The organism is Arenimonas sp. (assembly GCF_035312645.1).
In the GTDB taxonomy this organism is placed as follows: domain Bacteria; phylum Pseudomonadota; class Gammaproteobacteria; order Xanthomonadales; family Xanthomonadaceae; genus Arenimonas.
Genome location: NZ_DATGBO010000117.1, coordinates 12,996 through 30,785 on the forward strand (window position 1 = coordinate 12,996; position 17,790 = coordinate 30,785).

The following is a 17,790-nucleotide window of genomic DNA, read 5'->3' on the forward strand; positions in this document are numbered from 1 at the left end:
CGCAGCAACGATCGGCGATGTCATCGCTTGTTCGTCTTCCGCATCTGTCCCCGATCGCGCTGAGCTTGCCACAACGGCTGCCTCTGTGAAATTGTTGGCCGTCTTCGGGGGAAGCGCATGACAAGGAAAGGACTGCCGGCGCTGTCGGCCTTGCTGATCGCGAGCGTCACATTGACCATCAGCTGTCACCGCGGCGCCGATGCGCCGACGCCCAAACCTCCGGGCCCGAGCAGTCCTGCGCTGATCCTGATGGACCAGGGTTGGTCGGCGAGCACGCGCGAGACCGCCTGGTTCAGTTCCTTCGGTTCGCAGCTGCTGCCATATCGCTGGCTGGCGTTGCTGGAAAAGCCCGGCTCGAGCGAGCGCTTCGCCAGCGACGCGAATTTCATCGCGCTGGGTTTCCTGCCAGCCGCGGCGTCGACGAAAAATCCCGGCGGCTATCCGGTCGGCTTCGCACAGACCAAAGGCGCTGACGGCCAGCCTTGGGTCGGTCTCGGTTGCGCGGCCTGCCATACCGGCGAAGTGCATTACGGCGGCAAACAATTGCGCATCGATGGCGGACCCGGGTTGATCGATTTCACCGCCTTCGAAGCGCAGCTCATCCAGAGCCTGAGCGCGACGGTCAGCGATCCGGAAAAATTCGACCGCTTCGCGACCGCGCTTGGCGTGACCGGTGGCAAGCGCCTGGATCTGCAGAATCGTCTGGTCAAGATCACCCAGACGCTGGACGCGAGCCACCGCATCAACGAATCCGATGTCGACTACGGCCACGGCCGTCTCGATGCCTTCGGCCAGATTTTCAACGCCGTCGCGGTAACCAGCCTCGGCATTCCGGAGAACGTGCGCGCGCCAGATGCGCCGGTGAGTTTTCCCGCGCTGTGGTCGGCCTCACATCTGGATCTGGTGCAGTGGAACGGCTCGGCGCCAAATGCCGGTCCCGGCCCGTTGTTGCAGAACGTGACCACCGCGCTGGCGGTATACGGCTCGGTCGACCTGCATTCGTCGTCCTTGCCCGGATACGCCTCGGGCGTGAACTTCAGCGATCTCGGCGCGATCCAGGACCGCTTCTATCAACTCAAATCGCCGCAGTGGCCGAGCGAACTGTTCGGCGCACCCGACGCCGCGAAAGCCGCGCGCGGCGCGAGCATCTACGCCGCGCAATGTCAGTCCTGCCATGCGTTGTCGAATCGCGACGACGGCAAGCGGCAGTTGAAAACGGTGATGGTGCCGCTGCAGGACATCGGCACCGATCCGCGCATGGTGGAGAATTTCCTGCGCGGCCAGGTCAAGACTGGCGTGCTGCAGGGACGCAAACAGGCCGTGGTAGCGGGCCCGGTGTTCGGCCCGACCGCGCGCAGCATCGACGTCGTGATCAATGCCGCACTCGGCGCGACGCTGCGGCATCCGTTGGCGGCGGCGAAGGACGCCATCGTCGGCTACCACCGCACGCTCAAGGCCGGCATCGACCAGCATCCGAACCATTACAAGGCGCGGCCGCTCGACGGCATCTGGGCAAGCGCGCCCTACCTGCACAACGGCTCGGTGCCGACACTCGCCGACCTGCTGCTGCCGCAGGAAAAGCGGCCGGCGGGTTTTTACGTCGGGCTGCGCGACTACGATCCGGCTGGCGTCGGCTACACATCGAAGACCGGACCGTTCCACTTCGACACGAAACTGCCAGGCAACAGCAACGCCGGTCACCGCTACGGCACGGAACTCGATGCCGCCGCACGCGCGGATCTGCTGGAATATCTGAAGACGCTTTGACGTTGATAGGCGCCGCGAAAAGACAGTTGAGTCGTCATCCCGGCGAAAGCCGGGATCCAATTTGAGGTGGCGGATAACCACCATGGATCCCAGCTTTCGCTGGGATGACGGCGTCTTTTTTCTTGGCTTGCCCCAGTGAAGAATCAGCGCGCCGCCTGCACATCCTCGAGCGCATCGAACCACTCGTTCACCGACGCGAACTCGCGGTCCAGCAAGGCCGCGCGCACGCTTTCGCGCGCCAGCCAGCGATAGGCCTCGAACTGCGCCTCGCTGTAGAACTGGTTGCCGGTTGATTCGTTCGGAAACGAAGGACTGTGGCGCTGATACGCGAGCACATCGACGCTGACCGCACCGTGCAGGCAGGGCTTGAAATACAACAGGCGCCCGCGCGTGCCGTCGGCGTATTGCACATGACCCAGGCGCCAGGGCCGCGCCGGTTCGTCGGGGCGGAACGCGAGCTGCACCTGCGCGTCGAAATCCACGCGCACGCGCTCGATGGCGTTGCCGAGGTCGGCGTAGCTGGTCTGCGGATCGGAGCCGCAGTCGATCGCGATCAGGAAAGGCAGGCGCCGACGCACGAGTTCGTACAGGCCGAGATTCTCGAACTGGCCGCCGTCGGACAGATGGATGTCGCGCCAGCGTTCGTCGAGGTTGATGCCGGTGATCTCGCGTGTGATGCGCCGCCACCAGGCTGGCAACGGCAGGCCGCGGCGCGCGGCCGGATTCGGATTCAACCCCCAATAACCCAGACGCAGATTGAACATCGCCATCAGGATCGACAGCGGGCGGTTGTTTGTCATTGGCGAATCGGGATCGACGGCCGCACCGGCGATCGCCACCGTGGTCGCCAGGCGCGCATCGGAATCGGTATTGCCCTGCGCATCGGCCCAACCAGTCGCGCTGCTGCCGTAATGCAGCGGCGAAAAACTGAAACAGTCGCCTTCGCGGCTACGCCGGCGCTCGTCGGGCGAACTGCGCGTGTTGAGCGTGGCGCAGACAAGATGCAGGGGCGTGCCGCTGCGCGGCGAAATATCGTCGTTGCGAAAAGTGTTGGCATCCGCCGTCGGCGCCGCCGCGGTGACCGGCATCAGCGCCTGACGCAAACGGTCGCGGTAGTAGCCGTGAATCGAGATCGCGTTGAGATCGCAGAACACGCCCAGCAGCAGCGACAGCGCGAGCAGACCGAGGAAGATCGGCGAATGCAAAGTGTCGATGCGTTCGGCGATCGAATAGGCGAACACGAACAGACCATAGACCAGCAGGCCCAGTCCGATCATCGCCAGGCGTTCGCCACCGAGCGTGCGCCGCAGCTGTCCGCGCCAGAACGCGCCCGCACCCGACGCGACCGCGGCGATCGAAGTCAGCGGCGCGCCGCAGCCGTGCAGGAACGCCGGCATTTCCCGGCCCAGCCAGAAGTCGAACCAGTTGGCGACAACGGGAACGCAACCGATCAGCACGAACAACGTGCCGAACATCGGCATCATCCCGAGAAAGATACGCGCGCGATCGACACGGGCCGGCGAGGTGATGCCCGAGTGCGTCGCTACCCTGGCGAAATGCAATGCAGCCAGCGGCCACAGCGCGAAGCACAACAGGCCAGACGCGAGCAGCAGCAGATAGCCCTCGTGCTGGCTCGGCATCGGCAACTGCGCGCTCAGCGCCGGCCAGGGCACGCCGATGAATTCCAGCGTCATCATGTCGGTGACCAGGATCAGCGGCGCGGCCACCACCAGCAGGTTGAGGAACACCGCCGCGCCGATCGAGGCGAGCAGGGTCCACATCGAGAAGCCGCGCTCGGCGATCAGGTATTGCACGTGCCGGCGGAACCAGTCGCGCGCGCTGCCGCCGCCGTCCGCGAGCGGCGTGCCGAAACTGTCGCCCTGCGCGATCGGCAACTGCGAACGCAGCCAGCTGTAAGCCCCGGCGATGTAGCCGCCGCCCGACACCGAGCTCAGGTAATCGATGCGCGCCATCATGCCGCGCGATTCCAGCGCTTCGATCACGCCGAGATTGAATACCGCCGAGCGGATGCCACCGCCGGAAAACGACAGGCCGACTTCATCGCCCGCCGGCGCCGGCAATCCCTGCGCGAGTCGACGCTGCGCCAGCCATTCGCCTTCCTCGCGACGGATCGTGGCGAAGTCGTCGCTGTGATGCGCGTGCTCGCCCTTGTCATCGCTCATCGCGTCGCCCCGATCAGGCCGCAGTCGGGACTGCTGAAATCGGCAGGCGTGGCCGGCTGATCCTTATGCAGCTTGAGATATTCGATCAGCTCGTAACGCTGCTCATCGCTGAGCAGCGGTCCGATCACGCCCGGCGGCAGCGGATTGCTGCGCGGATCGGCGAGATGCGCGGCCCACTGTTTGGCGCTCGCGGCGAAAGCATGGCCGGTGTTGTGATTGCCGGGCTGCGTGGTGTCGAGCCAGAAGCCATCCTTCTGATCGGGATCGGCGGGCGCGGTCATGAAGCCCAGGTGCTTGGCGTCGTAATCGCGACGACCGACGAAGAAACGCACGCTGCGTTGTTCCGGCGGCAGCAGCATCTGGTAGACGCTGGGTACCGAGCCGTTGTGCAGAAACGGCGGCGTCGCCCACACACCCTGCAGCGGCCGCGGCTTGTAGCCGGCGATCTGCTGCGGCAGATCGAGCGCGCCGAAACCTTCGAGGCATTGCTGCGTTTTATAATCGACGCCGTGGTCGCGGTAGTACTTGGCCTTGATCAGCAGGCCGAGCAGGTTCAGACCCTCGCCTTCGCGTAGTTTGCGCAGATCCATCGCGGCGATCTGGCGCTCGATGTACTCATCGGCGCCGTGCACGTCCCAGGACAGGAATTGCTGCTGGCAGTCGAGCGTGCATTCGAAACCTTCGTCCGGCGGTTGCAAACTGTGTGCCTGCGAATCGATCGCCAGCGTCTGCAGCTCGGCGGCGATGTCGGCGAGCGCCGCCTGTGGCAGCGTCGCCTGCGCACTCGCATCGGGATCCGGATACGCGAGCAGCAAGGCCGGCAGGCGCCCGACGTTTTCGTTCTTCGCCTGGCGTCCGGCGATCACGCTGCGCAGGCGATAGCGGACATCACGGGCGAGATCGCGGGTGAGCAACGGCGCGAACACGCCGTGCACTTCCGCAGCGCTCAGGCCAGTAGCGGTGAGATCGAAGCGGCGTTCGATGAAAGCGGTCGCGGCGGCGGGATCGGTGCCGATATGCACGAGCGGAATCACTTCGATCTGCCATTCCTCGGCCGAAGAATTCTTCAAGGGCGAACTCGCCTGTTGCGCCGCCGCGTCGGCGACATGCGGGCCGTGGCAGCCCTGGCAGCGCTCCTCGAACAAGGCCTGGCCACGCGCGGCGCGATCGCGGTCGATCCTGCCGAGCAGATCCTCGGGCCAGGGCGGTGGCTGCAGGCGCTGCAGCGTGTGTTCGATGCGGTCGAGGTTGGCGATCATCACCGAGCTGTCGAAGCGATGCTCGGGCGGCAGTGGGCCGCCCGTGGTGTCGGTCAGGCGCAGCACGGCGCCCACGCCCAGCGCCTCGCCGATATTGCGCGCCAGCGGCTGGCGCACCGAACCGTTGTATTGCACCCAGTCGAATTTCCAGATGTTCCAAAGATACGGATAGCTCACCGGCGCGGTCGCATCGGCGTAATTCTTCGACACCAGGTGATCGCCGAACACGGTGTTGGCGATGCGACCGAGCGCGTCGGTGCGGCCGAAACCTTCGCGCACCGGATACAGCTGGCGCATCGGATTGTTCTGTCCCTGGGTGACGAAGGCGAGCAGCGTCTGGCTGAGCGCGGCATGCAACCTGCCCTTGCCCTGCGGGTAATGCGCACCCAGCACGCGCCGCGAAAAGCGGCTGAACTTGACCGGATTGGCCAGGGTTTCGGTCATCGAGGCGATCAGCGTCGGACCGAACGCGCCGCGCTCCATGCTGGTGAAAGCATGCATGGCCTGGCCGCCGTCGATGCGGATGGCGATGCGCTGGCCATTTTTCTGCGCGTGGATTTCGCCGGTGTGGCAGGCGGCGCAGGTGATGTCGAGTACGTTCTCGCCGAGCACGGGCTCGTAATGCTTGGTGAACCCGACCGGCAGCTGGTCGGGATTGGCCGGTGTCGGTTGCGGATCGACGATGAAGCGATAGCGGCGCAGGTGTTCGGGATCGGCGAAACGCTGCTCGCTGAAAGGCAGCTCCAGGTTCACGAACCAGCTGTAGCGCATCGGATGCAGCTGTTGGCCCTGCGGCAGCGTCGTACCCTGTGGCGTGTAGTAGTAAAGCTGGCGATCGGCGCTGGCGGCGGCGCGGCCCCAGCCCTGGTCGAGATAGACGTATTGATCGACCGGCTCGACGGCGGGAATGCCGCGCGTGGGCCAGAGCACGAACAGCGAAAACGCCGCGATCGCCAGCAACGCGATCACCACGGCGGTGATCAGCAGGCGGCGCAGCAGCAGGCCCGTGGGCATCGCCAGGAAGCGCGCGATCATTCCCGGCCGGCGCGGCGCAGCCGCGCTTTCAGCATCAAGCATTTTGTTCCCCAATCACTGTCCCCACCGATACGCTAGCACCAAGGCGCGCGCCAGCCTATGCGACGGCCATCCTCACGGCGCTTGCACTATGCTGGCGTCATGTCCGAGCCCACCGCGAACGATCCAACACCCGCCGCCGCGCCGACAACAGCGAATGGCGATGAACCGGCGAAGACGCCCGGCCCACTGTCGCTGCGCATCCTGGCGCTGATCGCGGTGCTGTTCACCTGTTGGGCAGCGCGCGACCTGCTGGTGCCGATCATGCTGGCGATGTTTCTCGCGCTGATCGCCAACCCGCTGGTGACGCGCCTGCGCAAGCTGTGGATTCCGCGCTGGCTGGGCGCGCTGGTGGTGGTGTTCGGCGGTGTGGCGATGACGATTTTCCTCGCCAGCCTGCTGGTCGCGCCGGCCGCGGACTGGGTGCGCCAGGCGCCGACCGAACTCAAGCAGTTGGCACCGAAACTGCGCGCGATCACCGTGCAGGTGGAGCAGGCGAACAAGGCGGCGGCGTCGATCGCCAAGGCCGCGGGTGCCGCACCCGCACCGGCGGCGGTATCGGAAGACAAGCCGCATGCGCCCGATCTCTGGGTGGTGATCGCCAAGGCACCGCAGCTGCTGGCCTCGCTGGGCGCGGTGGTGTTGCTGAGTTATTTTTTCCTGGTATATGGCGCCGGCCTGCAACGCCAGGCGATTGCCGTGTTGCCGCAACGCGAACAGAAACACCTGACCACCGACATCCTGCGCACGATCGAAGCCGATGTCTCCGGCTACGTGCTGACCATCACACTGATCAACATCACGCTGGGTCTGCTGCTCACCGTCGCGCTGTACGCGCTCGGCCTGGGCCTCACCGACGCGCTGCTCTGGGGCACGGTCGCGGCGCTGCTCAACTACGCGCCCTATGTCGGCCCGCTGACTGGCGTGCTGGCGCTGGCCGTGGTCGGTGTGGTCGCCTTCAACGACCCAGTGCACATGCTGCTGCCGCCGACGATCTTTCTCGGCCTGCATGCGCTGGAATCGCAGTTGGTGACGCCGATCGTGCTGGGCCGGCGCATGGCGATTTCGCCGCTGGTGATGCTGCTGTGGCTGATGCTCTGGGGCTGGCTCTGGGGCATCGCCGGCCTGCTGCTGGCGGTACCGATGCTGGCCTGCTTCAAGATCCTCGCCGAGCGCGTCGACGGCTGGCGCGGCTGGGCGAAGGTGATCGAGTAGCGATGAATTGCTTCGTTGCCTGCCCCAGCCGGGGTGAGGGGCTTTGTGCACCTGCGCGATCCCTCGGCGCGGTACCCTAGCGCGATGGATTTCGCCCCACGCGCACTCAGCCTCGATCTCGATGACACCCTCTGGCCGATCTGGCCGGCGATCGAGCGCGCCGAGCGCGCCCTGCACGATTTCCTCAGCGAACGCTGCCCGCGCACCGCCGACAAATATCCGATCATGGCGATGCGTGCGCTACGCGACCGCATCGCTGCCGACCACCCCGAGTTCGCCCACGATTTCACCCATCAGCGCAGGCTGTCGCTGCAGCACGCGCTGCGCGATTCCGGCGACGACGAGCTGCATGTCGATGCCGCCTTCGACGCGTTCTACATCGCCCGCAACCGCATCGAGTTCTATCCCGATGCACTGCCGGCGCTGGCGCGGCTGGCGGCGCGTTATCCGATCGCCGCGCTGACCAATGGCAACGCCGATCTCGAACGCATCGGCATCGCGCAGCACTTCAAGGTGTTCGTCTCGGCGCGCAATGCCGGCCACGCCAAACCCGACGCACCGATCTTCCATGCCACCTGCGCGCAGTTGCAGGTCGCACCGCAAGACCTGCTGCACGTCGGCGACGATCCGCTGCTCGACATCGCTGGCGCCGCGCGCGCCGGCATCCACAGCTGCTGGATCAATCGTCGCGAAGAAACCTGGCCCGATGATCTGCCGCGGCCCGATCTCGAATTCACCACCCTCGCCGCGCTGGCCGATTGGCTGGACGCGCGCCACGCCCTACCGGAAACCGCATGAGCCTGCCGTCTTGTTTCGTCCCCGCCAGCGAAGCCGCCAACGCGCGCACGCTGATCGCCCTCGATCGCGCCACGCTGCCACGCTGGCGCGACGCGCAATCGCCGGCGATCCGCGCCTGGCTGGCCGGCCATGAATTCAACGCCAGCGCCGGCGCGTTTCTCGCATTGCCCGATGCTGACGGCAATCCCTCGGCGGTGGCGATCGGTGTCGGCGATGCCGGCGATCCGCTCGCGCTCGCGCACCTGCCCTGCCTGCTGCCGCCGGGCACGTATCGGCTGGCGAATGATTCGCCGGTCGCTCTCGATGCCGCGCAGGTGATGCTCGGCTGGGGACTGGGCGCGTATCGTTTCGAGCGCTACCTGAAGACGCCGCGGGCGATGGCCAAGCTGGTGCTCGAAGACGCCGCCGCCGAAAGCGCCGAAGCGTTCGCGTTGCTGCGCGCAAGCACGCTGGTGCGTGATCTTGTGAATACGCCGACCGAAGACATGGGTCCGGATGAACTCGAGGCCGTCGCGATCCGCCTTGCCCAGGCTTACGGCGGCAGCATCGCCAGCGTCGTCGGCGACGACCTGCTCAAGCTCGGTTTCCCGGCGATCCACGCCGTCGGTCGTGCCAGCCATCGCGCGCCGCGGCTGATCGAACTGCACTGGGGCGATGCCGCGCATCCGCACGTGGCGATCATCGGCAAGGGCGTGTGTTTCGACACCGGCGGCCTCGACATGAAAACCGCCGACGGCATGCGCAACATGAAAAAGGATATGGGTGGTGCGGCGCATGCGTTGGCGCTGGCGCAGCTGGTGATGGCGCGGCAGTTGCCGATCCGCATCACCGTGCTGGTCGCGGCGGTGGAAAACGCCATCGGCCCGAACTCTTTCCGCCCCGGCGAAGTGATCGCCACGCGCCAGGGCCTGAGCGTGGAGATCGACAACACCGATGCCGAGGGCCGCGTCGTGCTCTGCGATGCGCTGACTTACGCTGCCGAGCAGAAGCCAGAGCTCGTGCTCGATTTCGCCACACTCACCGGCGCGGCGCGCATTGCGTTGGGTCCGGATCTGCCAGCGCTGTATTGCAACGACGAAACCTTGGCTGGCGCTTTTCTTGCTGCCGGCGAGCGCGCCCGCGACCGCCTCTGGCGCATGCCGCTGTGGCGCCCCTACCTGAGCATGCTCAAATCCAATATCGCCGACCTCGCCAACGCTGGCGCCTCACGTCTGGGCGGCTCGATCACCGCGGCGCTGTATCTCGAGCGCTTCCTGCCCGAAGGCCTGGCCTGGGCGCATCTCGATCTCTATGCCTGGAACGATGGCGAGCGCCCCGGCAAACCCGCCGGTGGCGAAGCCCAGGGCCTGCGCGCGGCGTTTGCGCTGCTAAAGGCGCGCTACCCCGGCGCCTGAGGCAGATGACAAGCGTCACCCGGGCTTGCTGACGCGGCGCACTTCCATGAAAGAATGCCGGCCGGCAACCTTGGCTCCCTGTTCACCAGCATCGCGGCGGAAGCGAAACTGACTTCCGGCACGATGATTCGGCGCCCGCGTCGTCCAGACTTGCCTGCCGTTGCGACCCCCGCCCGTTCCCGCGGGTTTTTCCGGAGTGCTCATGTCCCACCCGAACGAACTTCTGAACGAGCTGCGCATCGATCGCAACGCACCGGCCGCGCCGTCGAGTTTCCCGCTGCGCTGGATCGTGATCGCCGCAGTCGTGCTCGCGCTGCTGATCGCCGGCTATTTTTTCCTCACCCGCAGCAAGCCGATCGAAGTGAAGACCGCGCTGACGACAGCGCAGGCCGGCGCCAGCGGCGGCAGCGCCTCGGTGCTCGACGCCTCCGGCTACGTCACCGCCCGCCGCATCGCCACGGTGTCGTCGAAGATCACTGGCAAGATCCGCGACGTGCGCATCGAAGAAGGCCAGCGCGTCAAGGAAGGCGAAATCCTCGCCACGCTCGAGCGCAGCGATGCCGATGCCCAGCACGCGCTCGCACAGTCGCAACTGGCTGCGGCGCAATCGCAACTCGCCGAAGGCCAGGCGCAGCTGCGTCTGTCGGCAAGCAATCTTCGCCGGCAACGCGAACTGGCCGCGAAGAAGCTCGTCGCCGCCTCCGCGCTTGATGCCGCCGTCGCCGACCATGACTCCAGTGCGTCGCGCCTGGACAGCCTGCAGCGCGGCGTCAGCGTCGCGCGCGATCGCCTGAAGATCGCCGACCTCGACGTCGACAACACCATCATCCGCGCGCCGTTCGCTGGCGTGATCGTCGACAAGGCCGCGCAGCCGGGCGAGATGATCTCGCCGATCTCCGGCGGCGGCGGCTCGATCCGCACCGGCGTCGGCACGTTGGTCGACATGGATTCGCTGGAAGTGCAGGTCGACGTCAATGAGTCCTACATCGGCCGCGTGCAGCCTTCGATGCCAGTCGAGGCCGTGCTCAACGCCTATCCGGACTGGAAGATCCCCGCGGAAGTGATCGCCATCATTCCGACCGCCGATCGCGCCAAGGCCACGGTCAAGGTGCGCATCGCGCTCAACAGCAAGGATCCGCGCATCGTGCCCGACATGGGCGTGCGCGTGTCCTTCCTCGAACAGGAAAAGCCCGGCGCGCCGCAACAGACGGCCGCGCCGCGCGTGCAGGTGCCGACGGCGGCGCTGCGCAAGGATGGCGACCAGGACATCGTCTTCGTGGTCAGCGATGGCAAGGCCGAACGCCGCGCGGTGAAACTCGGCGGCACGCTGGGTGACGACCGCCAGGTACTGTCCGGCCTTGGCGGCGGCGAACAGGTGATCGTCGAAGCACCGAACACGCTCAAGGACGGCGATGCCGTGCGCGAGGCGGAAACGAAGTGAGCCCGGGGAAATAGAACCGGGGAAAATATTTTTCGTTGTCCCCGCGCAGGCGGGAGCGACGCATGACAGATAGCCAAGACCACGCAACGAGGCCAGCGATGAGCGAAGACACGATGATCAGGATCAACAACGTCACCAAGTCGTACGTACGCGGCAAGCAGAAGGTCGAGGTGCTGCACGGATTGAGCATCGACGTGCCGCGCGGCGATTTCGTCGCGTTGATGGGGCCGTCCGGTTCGGGCAAGACCACCTTGCTCAACCTCATCGGCGGCCTCGATACGCCCACTTCCGGCGAGATCAGCGTCGGTGACGAGCGCATCGACCAGATGAGCGGCGGCCAGCTCGCGCGCTGGCGCAGCCACAACGTCGGCTTCGTGTTCCAGTTCTACAACCTGATGCCGGTGCTCACCGCCGAAGGCAATGTCGAGCTGCCGTTGCTGCTGACCAAACTGTCGGCGGCGCAGCGCAAGAAAAACGTGGCGATCGCGCTGCAGGTCGTCGGCCTTGCCGACCGCGCCAAACACAAGCCGCGCGAACTTTCCGGCGGCCAGGAACAGCGCGTGGCGATCGCCCGCGCCATCGTCTCCGATCCGCAACTGCTGGTCTGCGATGAACCGACCGGCGATCTCGACCGCGCCACCGCGGTGGAAATCCTCAAACTGCTGCAGGCGCTCAACCGCGATCACGGCAAGACCATCGTGATGGTCACGCACGATCCGCTCGCCGCCGAATACGCCAAGCGCACCCTGCATCTGGACAAGGGCCGACTCGCCGAACAGGCCGGCGCGTAATGCGCGCGCCCCTGTCCGCCCGGAGGATCACCGCATGACCAAGACCGGTTTCGTCATCGCCAACCTGTTCCGCAAGAAAACCCGCACGACGCTCACGCTGTTGTCGATCATCGTCGCCTTCGTGCTGTTCGGTCTGCTGCAGTCGCTCAACCACATCTTCGACGCCGGCGCCGACTTCATCGGCGCGACGCGATTGATGACGCAGGCACGGGTGTCGTTCACCCAGCCGCTGCCGCTGAGCATGCTGCCGAAGATCGAGTCGGTGCCGGGCATCGCCCGCGTCGCGCACATGCAGTGGTTCGGCGGCGTCTGGCAGGAGAACACGCAGTTGTTCGTGTTCGCCGTCGATCCGCAACGCCAGCACGACGTCTACCCGGAATGGGTGATGCCGGAAGCGCAGTGGAAAGCTTTCGCCACCACCCGCACCGCGATGGTCGCCGGCCGCCAGATCGCCGATCAATACGGCTGGAAAGTCGGGCAGAAGATTCCGATCAGCTCGCAGATCTATCCGCAGAAAAACGGCAGCAAGGCCTGGGCCTTCGATCTGGTCGGCATCTACGACGGCAAGGACGCGGACTGGCAGAAGCAGACCAATACCGTGTTCATCAACCACGATTATTTCGACGAGGCCAACCAGTTCGGCGCCGGCCGCACCAACTTCTTCGCGCTCAAGCTCGCCAAAGGCGCGTCGGCGGAAGCGGTCAGCCACGCCGTCGATGCGATGTCGGAAAACTCGCCCGACGAAACCAAGACGCAGACCGAGAAGGATTTCAACGTCGGCTTCATCAAGCAGATCGGCGACATCGGCATGATCGTGCGCTGGATCCTGTTCGCGGTGTTCTTCACGCTGCTGCTGGTGGTCGGCAACACGATGGCGCAGAGCGTGCGCGAACGCGTGCCGGAACTGGCAGTGCTCAAGACGCTGGGCTTCAGCGACGGCAGCGTGCTCGGCTTCGTGCTCGCCGAAGCGGTGGCGCTGTGCCTGATCGGCGGCCTGATCGGCATGTCGCTGGCGACCTTGCTGGGCGCGATGGTGGAGAAAGGCAGCGGCGGGCAATTTGCGTTGAACGTCACGCCCTGGGTCTGGATGACCGGGCTGATCGCGATCGCGCTGATGAGCCTGGCCGTTGGACTATTGCCGGCGCTGCGTGCGCGCCGCCTGAAAATCGTCGATGCATTGGCCGGACGTTGAGAGAGAGAACCCCTATGTTCAGTCAAACACTCGCCATCACCGGCATCAATCTCAAGAGCATTCCCGAACGCTGGGCCTCGTCGCTGGTGATCGTCGTCGGCCTCGCTGGCGTGGTCGCGGTGTTCACCGCCTTGCTGGCGATGGCCTCGGGCTTCGAAAGCACGCTCAAGGCCAGCGGCCGCACCGACAACGCCATCATCCTGCGCGGCGGTTCGGACACCGAGCTCAACTCCGGTCTGGGCCGCGATTCGACCACGCTGATCAAACAGGCACCGGGCATCCGCAAGGATGCAGCCGGCAAGCCGATGGCATCGGCGGAAATGATCGTGATCGCCGAGCTGATACGCCAAGGCGACAGCAAGAACGGCGCCAACATCACCGTGCGCGGCGTCGAGGACAACGGCTTCGCGCTGCGTCCGCAGCTGAAGATCGTCGAAGGCCGCAAGTTCAAGACCGGTCTGCGCGAACTCATCGTCGGCCGCGGCGTCACCCGGCAATTCCAGGGCGCGGAGCTGGGCAAGACTTTGCGCATGCGCGGCTCCGACTGGACCGTGGTCGGTATTTTCGAATCCGGCGATGCACACGAGAGCGAGCTGTGGGCCGATGCCGAAGTCGCGCAATCGACCTTCAATCGCCGTGGTTACAGCTCGGTGCTGGTCGGCCTGGATGGCGCGAGCGGATTGAAGACGCTGCAGGACAACCTCAAGGCCGATCCGCGCCAGACCGTCGACGTCAAGAGCGAGCAGGATTACTACAGCAGCCAGACCAAGCAATTCCGCCAACAGATCGGCGCCCTCGCCGGCTTCGTCACCCTGGTGATGGCGCTGGGCGCGATCTTCGCAGCGCTCAACACGATGTATGCGGCGGTCGCGGCGCGCGGCAAGGAAATCGCCACCCTGCGTGCGATCGGTTTCGGCGGCCTGCCGGTGTTGACCTCGGTGATGATCGAAGCACTGACGCTGGCTTTCGCCGGTGGTGTGCTCGGCGCGGCGATCGCCTACCTGTTGTTCAACGGTTTCTCGGTGTCGACCCTGGGCCAGAATTTCACGCAGGTGGTGTTCGCGTTCAAGGTGACACCATCGCTGGTGGGTACCGGCTTGATCATCTCGCTGGTGATCGGCTTCATCGGTGGCCTGCTGCCGGCGATCAGTGCCGCGCGCCTGCCGGTGACGACGGCGCTGCGTACTGCCTGACCTGCGATGTCGAGAACGAGCCGGTCCGCATCGCGCGGGCCGGCTTTTTCTTTGCGCCAAACTCAGGAAGCGCGTGCCTTTGCGCGGGTGATGATGATCACGCCGAGCAGGATCACCGCCATCGCACCGATCACGTGCGCGTCGACTTTTTCGTGCAGCAACACGGCACCCAACAACACCGCGATCGGCGGATTGACGTAGGCGTAGCTGGTGGCGAGCGCCGGGCGCACGTGATGCAACAGCCACACGTAAGCCGAGAAGCCGATGATCGAGCCGAACACTGCGAGATAGCCGACCGCCAGCGTCGGCTGCAACGCCGGCAGCGCGTGAATGCGTTCGCCCAGCGCCAAACCGACGATCAGCATCGCGATGCCGCCGCAAAGCATCTGCGCTGCGGTGCTCATGAACGGGCCGGGCAGATCGCGATCGCGGCTCCAGACCGAACCGAACGCCCAGCTCACCGGCGCCATGATCAGCGCGATCATGCTGACGACGTTGGCCGACATCGCGCTGCCGAAATTCAACCAGACCACGCCGGCGAAACCGATCACCAGGCCCAGCCATTCGCCGCGACTCGGATGCCGGCCTTTCAATGCGCCGAACAATCCCGCCCACAACGGCATCGATGCCACGGCGATCGCGGCCAGGCCCGAGGAAACATTCTTCTCGGCGAGATTCACCAGGCCGTTGCCCAGCAGCATCATGAACAGGCCCAGCACCGCGGCGTTGCGCCACTGCGCGCGCGTCGGCGCAGCGTGACCCTGCCAGCGCAGGAAGGAATAGAACGCGAGACTTGCCGCGATGAAGCGCAGGCCGCCCATCAGAAACGGCGGATAGCCTTGCAGGCCGATGCGGATCGCCAGATAGGTCGAGCCCCAGACCAGATACACCGAAAGCAGGGCCAACAAAACCTTGCCAGGGCTGGCGCCGTGGGCGGACTGCAGGGAATCCATGGTTCGTCCTTGAATCGTCGCGCCGCCGGATCGGGCGCGGCAATTATCCGCGTTGCTGCGCCGCTTTGCCGCTTTCGGCGCGCAACAATGCGTCCTTGCGCGGCAGACCCCAGCGATAGCCGCCCAGCGAACCATCGCCGCGGATGATGCGATGGCAGGGCACGAGCACCGCGAGACGGTTCTGCGCGCAGGCACGCGCGACCGCACGTGCCGCGCCGGGGCGATCGATTTGTTTGGCGAGCTCGGCATAGCTGAAAGTCTGGCCGCGCGGAATTTTCATCAGCGCTTCCCAGACGCGTTGCTGGAACGCGGTGCCGATCAATTCCACCGGCACCTGTCCGCGCTTGCCGGCGAGCAGGTCGGCAACGGCACGTACGCGCGGCGCGAGGAAATCATCGCGACCGGCCTGCACGCGGACGATGTCGGCACGGGGGAATTCGCCGCGCAATTCCGCTTCGAGTTTCTTCTCGTCATCGCCCAGGGCGATCGCGCACAGGCCACGTTCGGTCGCGGCGACCAGCGCCAGGCCGATCACGGTGTCGATCAGCGACCAGTGAATCGTCATGCCTTCGCCGCCACGGCGATAGGCACCTGGCAACATGCCCAGGCGCGCGCCGCCATCTTCGTAGATGCGACTCGGCGAGCCGTAACCAGCTTCGTACAAGGCGCGCGTCACGTCGCCGCTGGCGCGCAATTCCTGCTTGAGCAGCGCGAGCTTTTTCTGCGCGCGATATTCCGCCGGGCTCAGGCCGAAGGCGGCGCGGAAACGCCGTTGCAAATGGCCCGGGCTCAGGCCGACCGCGGCACCTAGCGCGTCGAGGCCGACATCATCGTGATCGAGCAGGCGGCGGGCCTGCTCCAGGCGGGGATCATGCGTTGTCGTGGTCATGGCCGCAGATTAGCCATCGCCCCACTCCACCGCTATCCGCATCATGCGACCTACATGGATGTAGGAAGTGCCGCAAAGGCGCAGGAGCGCCTGCGGCCGACCTACATGGATGTAGGAAGTGCCGCAAAGGCGCAGGAGCGCCTGCGGCCGACCCACAGGGATGTGGGGAATGCCGCCAAGGCGCCGGGAGCGCCTGCGGCTCACGGGGCCCTTCCGCGACATCGCGGAAGGGCGGAGCCGATCAATGCCTCACTCGCTCCAGACGGTCGCCTGATGCGTCACCGGCAAAACCTGCGCGGTGAGTTGCGGGCTGCCGCTGAGCAGGTTGATCGCATCGGCAAGAATCGCCGAGGCCTCGCGCAGCAGCGGATCGGGACGCTTCTTCGCCGCTTCTTCCTGCGCCACCTGCTGCGCGACATTGCGTTCGTCGGCCTGCAAGCCATCGTCCTTGTCGTTGCCCGAGGCATCGGTCAGGCCCAGCGCCTTGCGTTCGCTTTCGCGCTGCTTGCGATCGGCTTCGATGCGGTCGCGCTCGGCGCGGCGGTCGGCTTCGTTGAGCGAAATCATTTTCTTGTCGCGCTCGGCGCGGAACTGCGCGACGTCGTCGGCCCACCAGCGGTATTCCGGATCCTTGGCGGCGCGGGCGTTGTGCATGGCGATCAGGCGCGCGGTGATCGGCGCGAAGTTGCCGAGCTGGACATGCGCGGTCTTGGCGATATGCGTGGCCGGCAGCGCGTTGTCGTAAGTGCTTTCGCCGAATTCACTGGCGTCGACGGTGACCGGGAACTGGATTTCCGGCACCACGCCCGCGTGCTGGGTGGTGTCGCCGTCGACGCGGAAGAACTGTGCGATGGTCAGTTTCACCTGGCCGAACTGCGGGCCTTTCTTGCCCGGCCAGCGATCGAGATCGATGAGGTTTTGCACCGTGCCCTTGCCGAAGGTCGGCTCGCCGATGATCAGGCCGCGGCCGTAGTCCTGGATCGCGGCAGCGAAGATTTCCGAGGCCGAGGCAGAGGAGCGGTTGACCAGCACGGCGAGTGGGCCGTCCCAGGCAACGCCGGATTTTTCGTCGCTGTCGACCTCGACACGACCGCCGGATTCGCGCACCTGCACGACCGGACCCTTGTCGATGAACAGGCCGGTGAGGTTGACCGCCTCGACCAGCGAACCGCCGCCGTTCTCGCGCAGGTCCACGACCACGCCATCAACCTTGGCGGCCTTGAGCTCACCGAGCAGCTTGGCGACGTCGGAGGTCGCTGAGCGCGCATCGGGATCGTTGCGGCGAGCGGCTTCGAAATCGAGATAGAACTCCGGCAGCGTGATCACGCCGATGCGCTTGTTGCCGCTGGTGATGATCGACTTGCTCGCGGCCTGCTCCTCGAGCTTGACCTTGTCGCGCACCAGCGTCACCGCCTTGTGTGCGCCATCGACGCCGGCGTCGGCCGGCAGCACGTCCAGACGCACGCGCGTGCCCTTGTTGCCGCGGATCAAATCGACGACATCGTCGATGCGCCAGCCGACCACGTCGGTCATCGCACCGTTGTCGCCCTGGCCGACCGCGACCACGCGATCACCCACCTTGATCTTGCCCGACATCGCCGCCGGGCCGCCCGGCACCAGCGTACGGATGACGACGAATTC

General features: G+C 65.8%; 13 protein-coding genes. 8 read left to right on the top strand and 5 right to left on the bottom strand.

Going from position 1 to position 17,790, the window contains the following annotated elements; all coding sequences use genetic code 11:
• The first annotated feature begins 117 nt into the window (after nucleotides 1-117).
• Nucleotides 118-1,767: a cytochrome c gene (locus tag VKM35_RS10760; protein WP_324321019.1), complete on the top strand. Its 1,650-nt coding sequence runs from the start codon at nucleotides 118-120 to the stop codon at nucleotides 1,765-1,767.
• A gap of 143 nt (nucleotides 1,768-1,910) precedes the next feature.
• Here the strand turns inward: VKM35_RS10760 and VKM35_RS10765 are convergent, their stop codons facing one another.
• The gene (locus tag VKM35_RS10765) at nucleotides 1,911-3,950 is read right to left on the bottom strand and encodes a hypothetical protein (RefSeq protein WP_324321020.1); all 2,040 of its coding nucleotides are present in this window, start codon (nucleotides 3,948-3,950) and stop codon (nucleotides 1,911-1,913) included.
• Nucleotides 3,947-6,286 carry a cytochrome c gene (locus VKM35_RS10770; protein ID WP_324321021.1) on the bottom strand — a complete coding sequence of 780 codons (2,340 nt, stop codon included), beginning with the start codon at nucleotides 6,284-6,286 and terminating at the stop codon, nucleotides 3,947-3,949. Before VKM35_RS10770 ends, VKM35_RS10765 begins: the two co-directional genes overlap by 4 nt.
• A gap of 99 nt (nucleotides 6,287-6,385) precedes the next feature.
• Between VKM35_RS10770 and VKM35_RS10775 the strand changes: the two genes are divergently transcribed.
• From VKM35_RS10775 to VKM35_RS10805, 7 genes are all read left to right on the top strand, one after another.
• The gene (locus VKM35_RS10775) at nucleotides 6,386-7,498 is read left to right on the top strand and encodes an AI-2E family transporter (RefSeq protein ID WP_324321022.1); all 1,113 of its coding nucleotides are present in this window, start codon (nucleotides 6,386-6,388) and stop codon (nucleotides 7,496-7,498) included.
• Between the two features lie 84 nt (nucleotides 7,499-7,582).
• Nucleotides 7,583-8,296 (top strand): HAD-IA family hydrolase, encoded by a 714-nt coding sequence (locus VKM35_RS10780; protein WP_324321023.1) that lies wholly within the window; start codon nucleotides 7,583-7,585, stop codon nucleotides 8,294-8,296.
• Nucleotides 8,293-9,690, top strand: a complete 1,398-nt coding sequence (locus tag VKM35_RS10785; protein WP_324321024.1) for a leucyl aminopeptidase family protein — start codon at nucleotides 8,293-8,295, stop codon at nucleotides 9,688-9,690. The genes VKM35_RS10780 and VKM35_RS10785 overlap by 4 nt, the downstream gene beginning before the upstream one ends.
• Nucleotides 9,691-9,892: 202 nt before the next feature.
• On the top strand, nucleotides 9,893-11,131 hold the full coding sequence (locus tag VKM35_RS10790) for an efflux RND transporter periplasmic adaptor subunit (RefSeq protein ID WP_324321025.1): 1,239 nt from the start codon (nucleotides 9,893-9,895) through the stop codon (nucleotides 11,129-11,131).
• 98 nt (nucleotides 11,132-11,229) lie between these two features.
• On the top strand, nucleotides 11,230-11,922 hold the full coding sequence (locus VKM35_RS10795) for an ABC transporter ATP-binding protein (protein WP_324321026.1): 693 nt from the start codon (nucleotides 11,230-11,232) through the stop codon (nucleotides 11,920-11,922).
• 34 nt (nucleotides 11,923-11,956) lie between these two features.
• Nucleotides 11,957-13,114, top strand: coding sequence for an ABC transporter permease (locus VKM35_RS10800; RefSeq protein WP_324321027.1), 1,158 nt, complete (start codon nucleotides 11,957-11,959; stop codon nucleotides 13,112-13,114).
• 14 nt (nucleotides 13,115-13,128) lie between these two features.
• The gene (locus VKM35_RS10805) at nucleotides 13,129-14,307 is read left to right on the top strand and encodes an ABC transporter permease (protein WP_324321028.1); all 1,179 of its coding nucleotides are present in this window, start codon (nucleotides 13,129-13,131) and stop codon (nucleotides 14,305-14,307) included.
• A gap of 62 nt (nucleotides 14,308-14,369) precedes the next feature.
• On the opposite strand, the gene yedA is transcribed toward VKM35_RS10805, so the two are convergent.
• The 3 genes from yedA to VKM35_RS10820 form a co-directional block, all read right to left on the bottom strand.
• On the bottom strand, nucleotides 14,370-15,260 hold the full coding sequence (gene yedA, locus VKM35_RS10810; RefSeq protein WP_324321029.1) for a drug/metabolite exporter YedA: 891 nt from the start codon (nucleotides 15,258-15,260) through the stop codon (nucleotides 14,370-14,372).
• A gap of 43 nt (nucleotides 15,261-15,303) precedes the next feature.
• The gene (locus VKM35_RS10815; protein ID WP_324321030.1) at nucleotides 15,304-16,149 is read right to left on the bottom strand and encodes a methylated-DNA--[protein]-cysteine S-methyltransferase; all 846 of its coding nucleotides are present in this window, start codon (nucleotides 16,147-16,149) and stop codon (nucleotides 15,304-15,306) included.
• A 249-nt stretch (nucleotides 16,150-16,398) separates the two neighbouring features.
• Nucleotides 16,399-17,790: carboxy terminal-processing peptidase (locus VKM35_RS10820; protein WP_324321031.1), on the bottom strand; the 1,392-nt coding region annotated here is incomplete at its 5' end.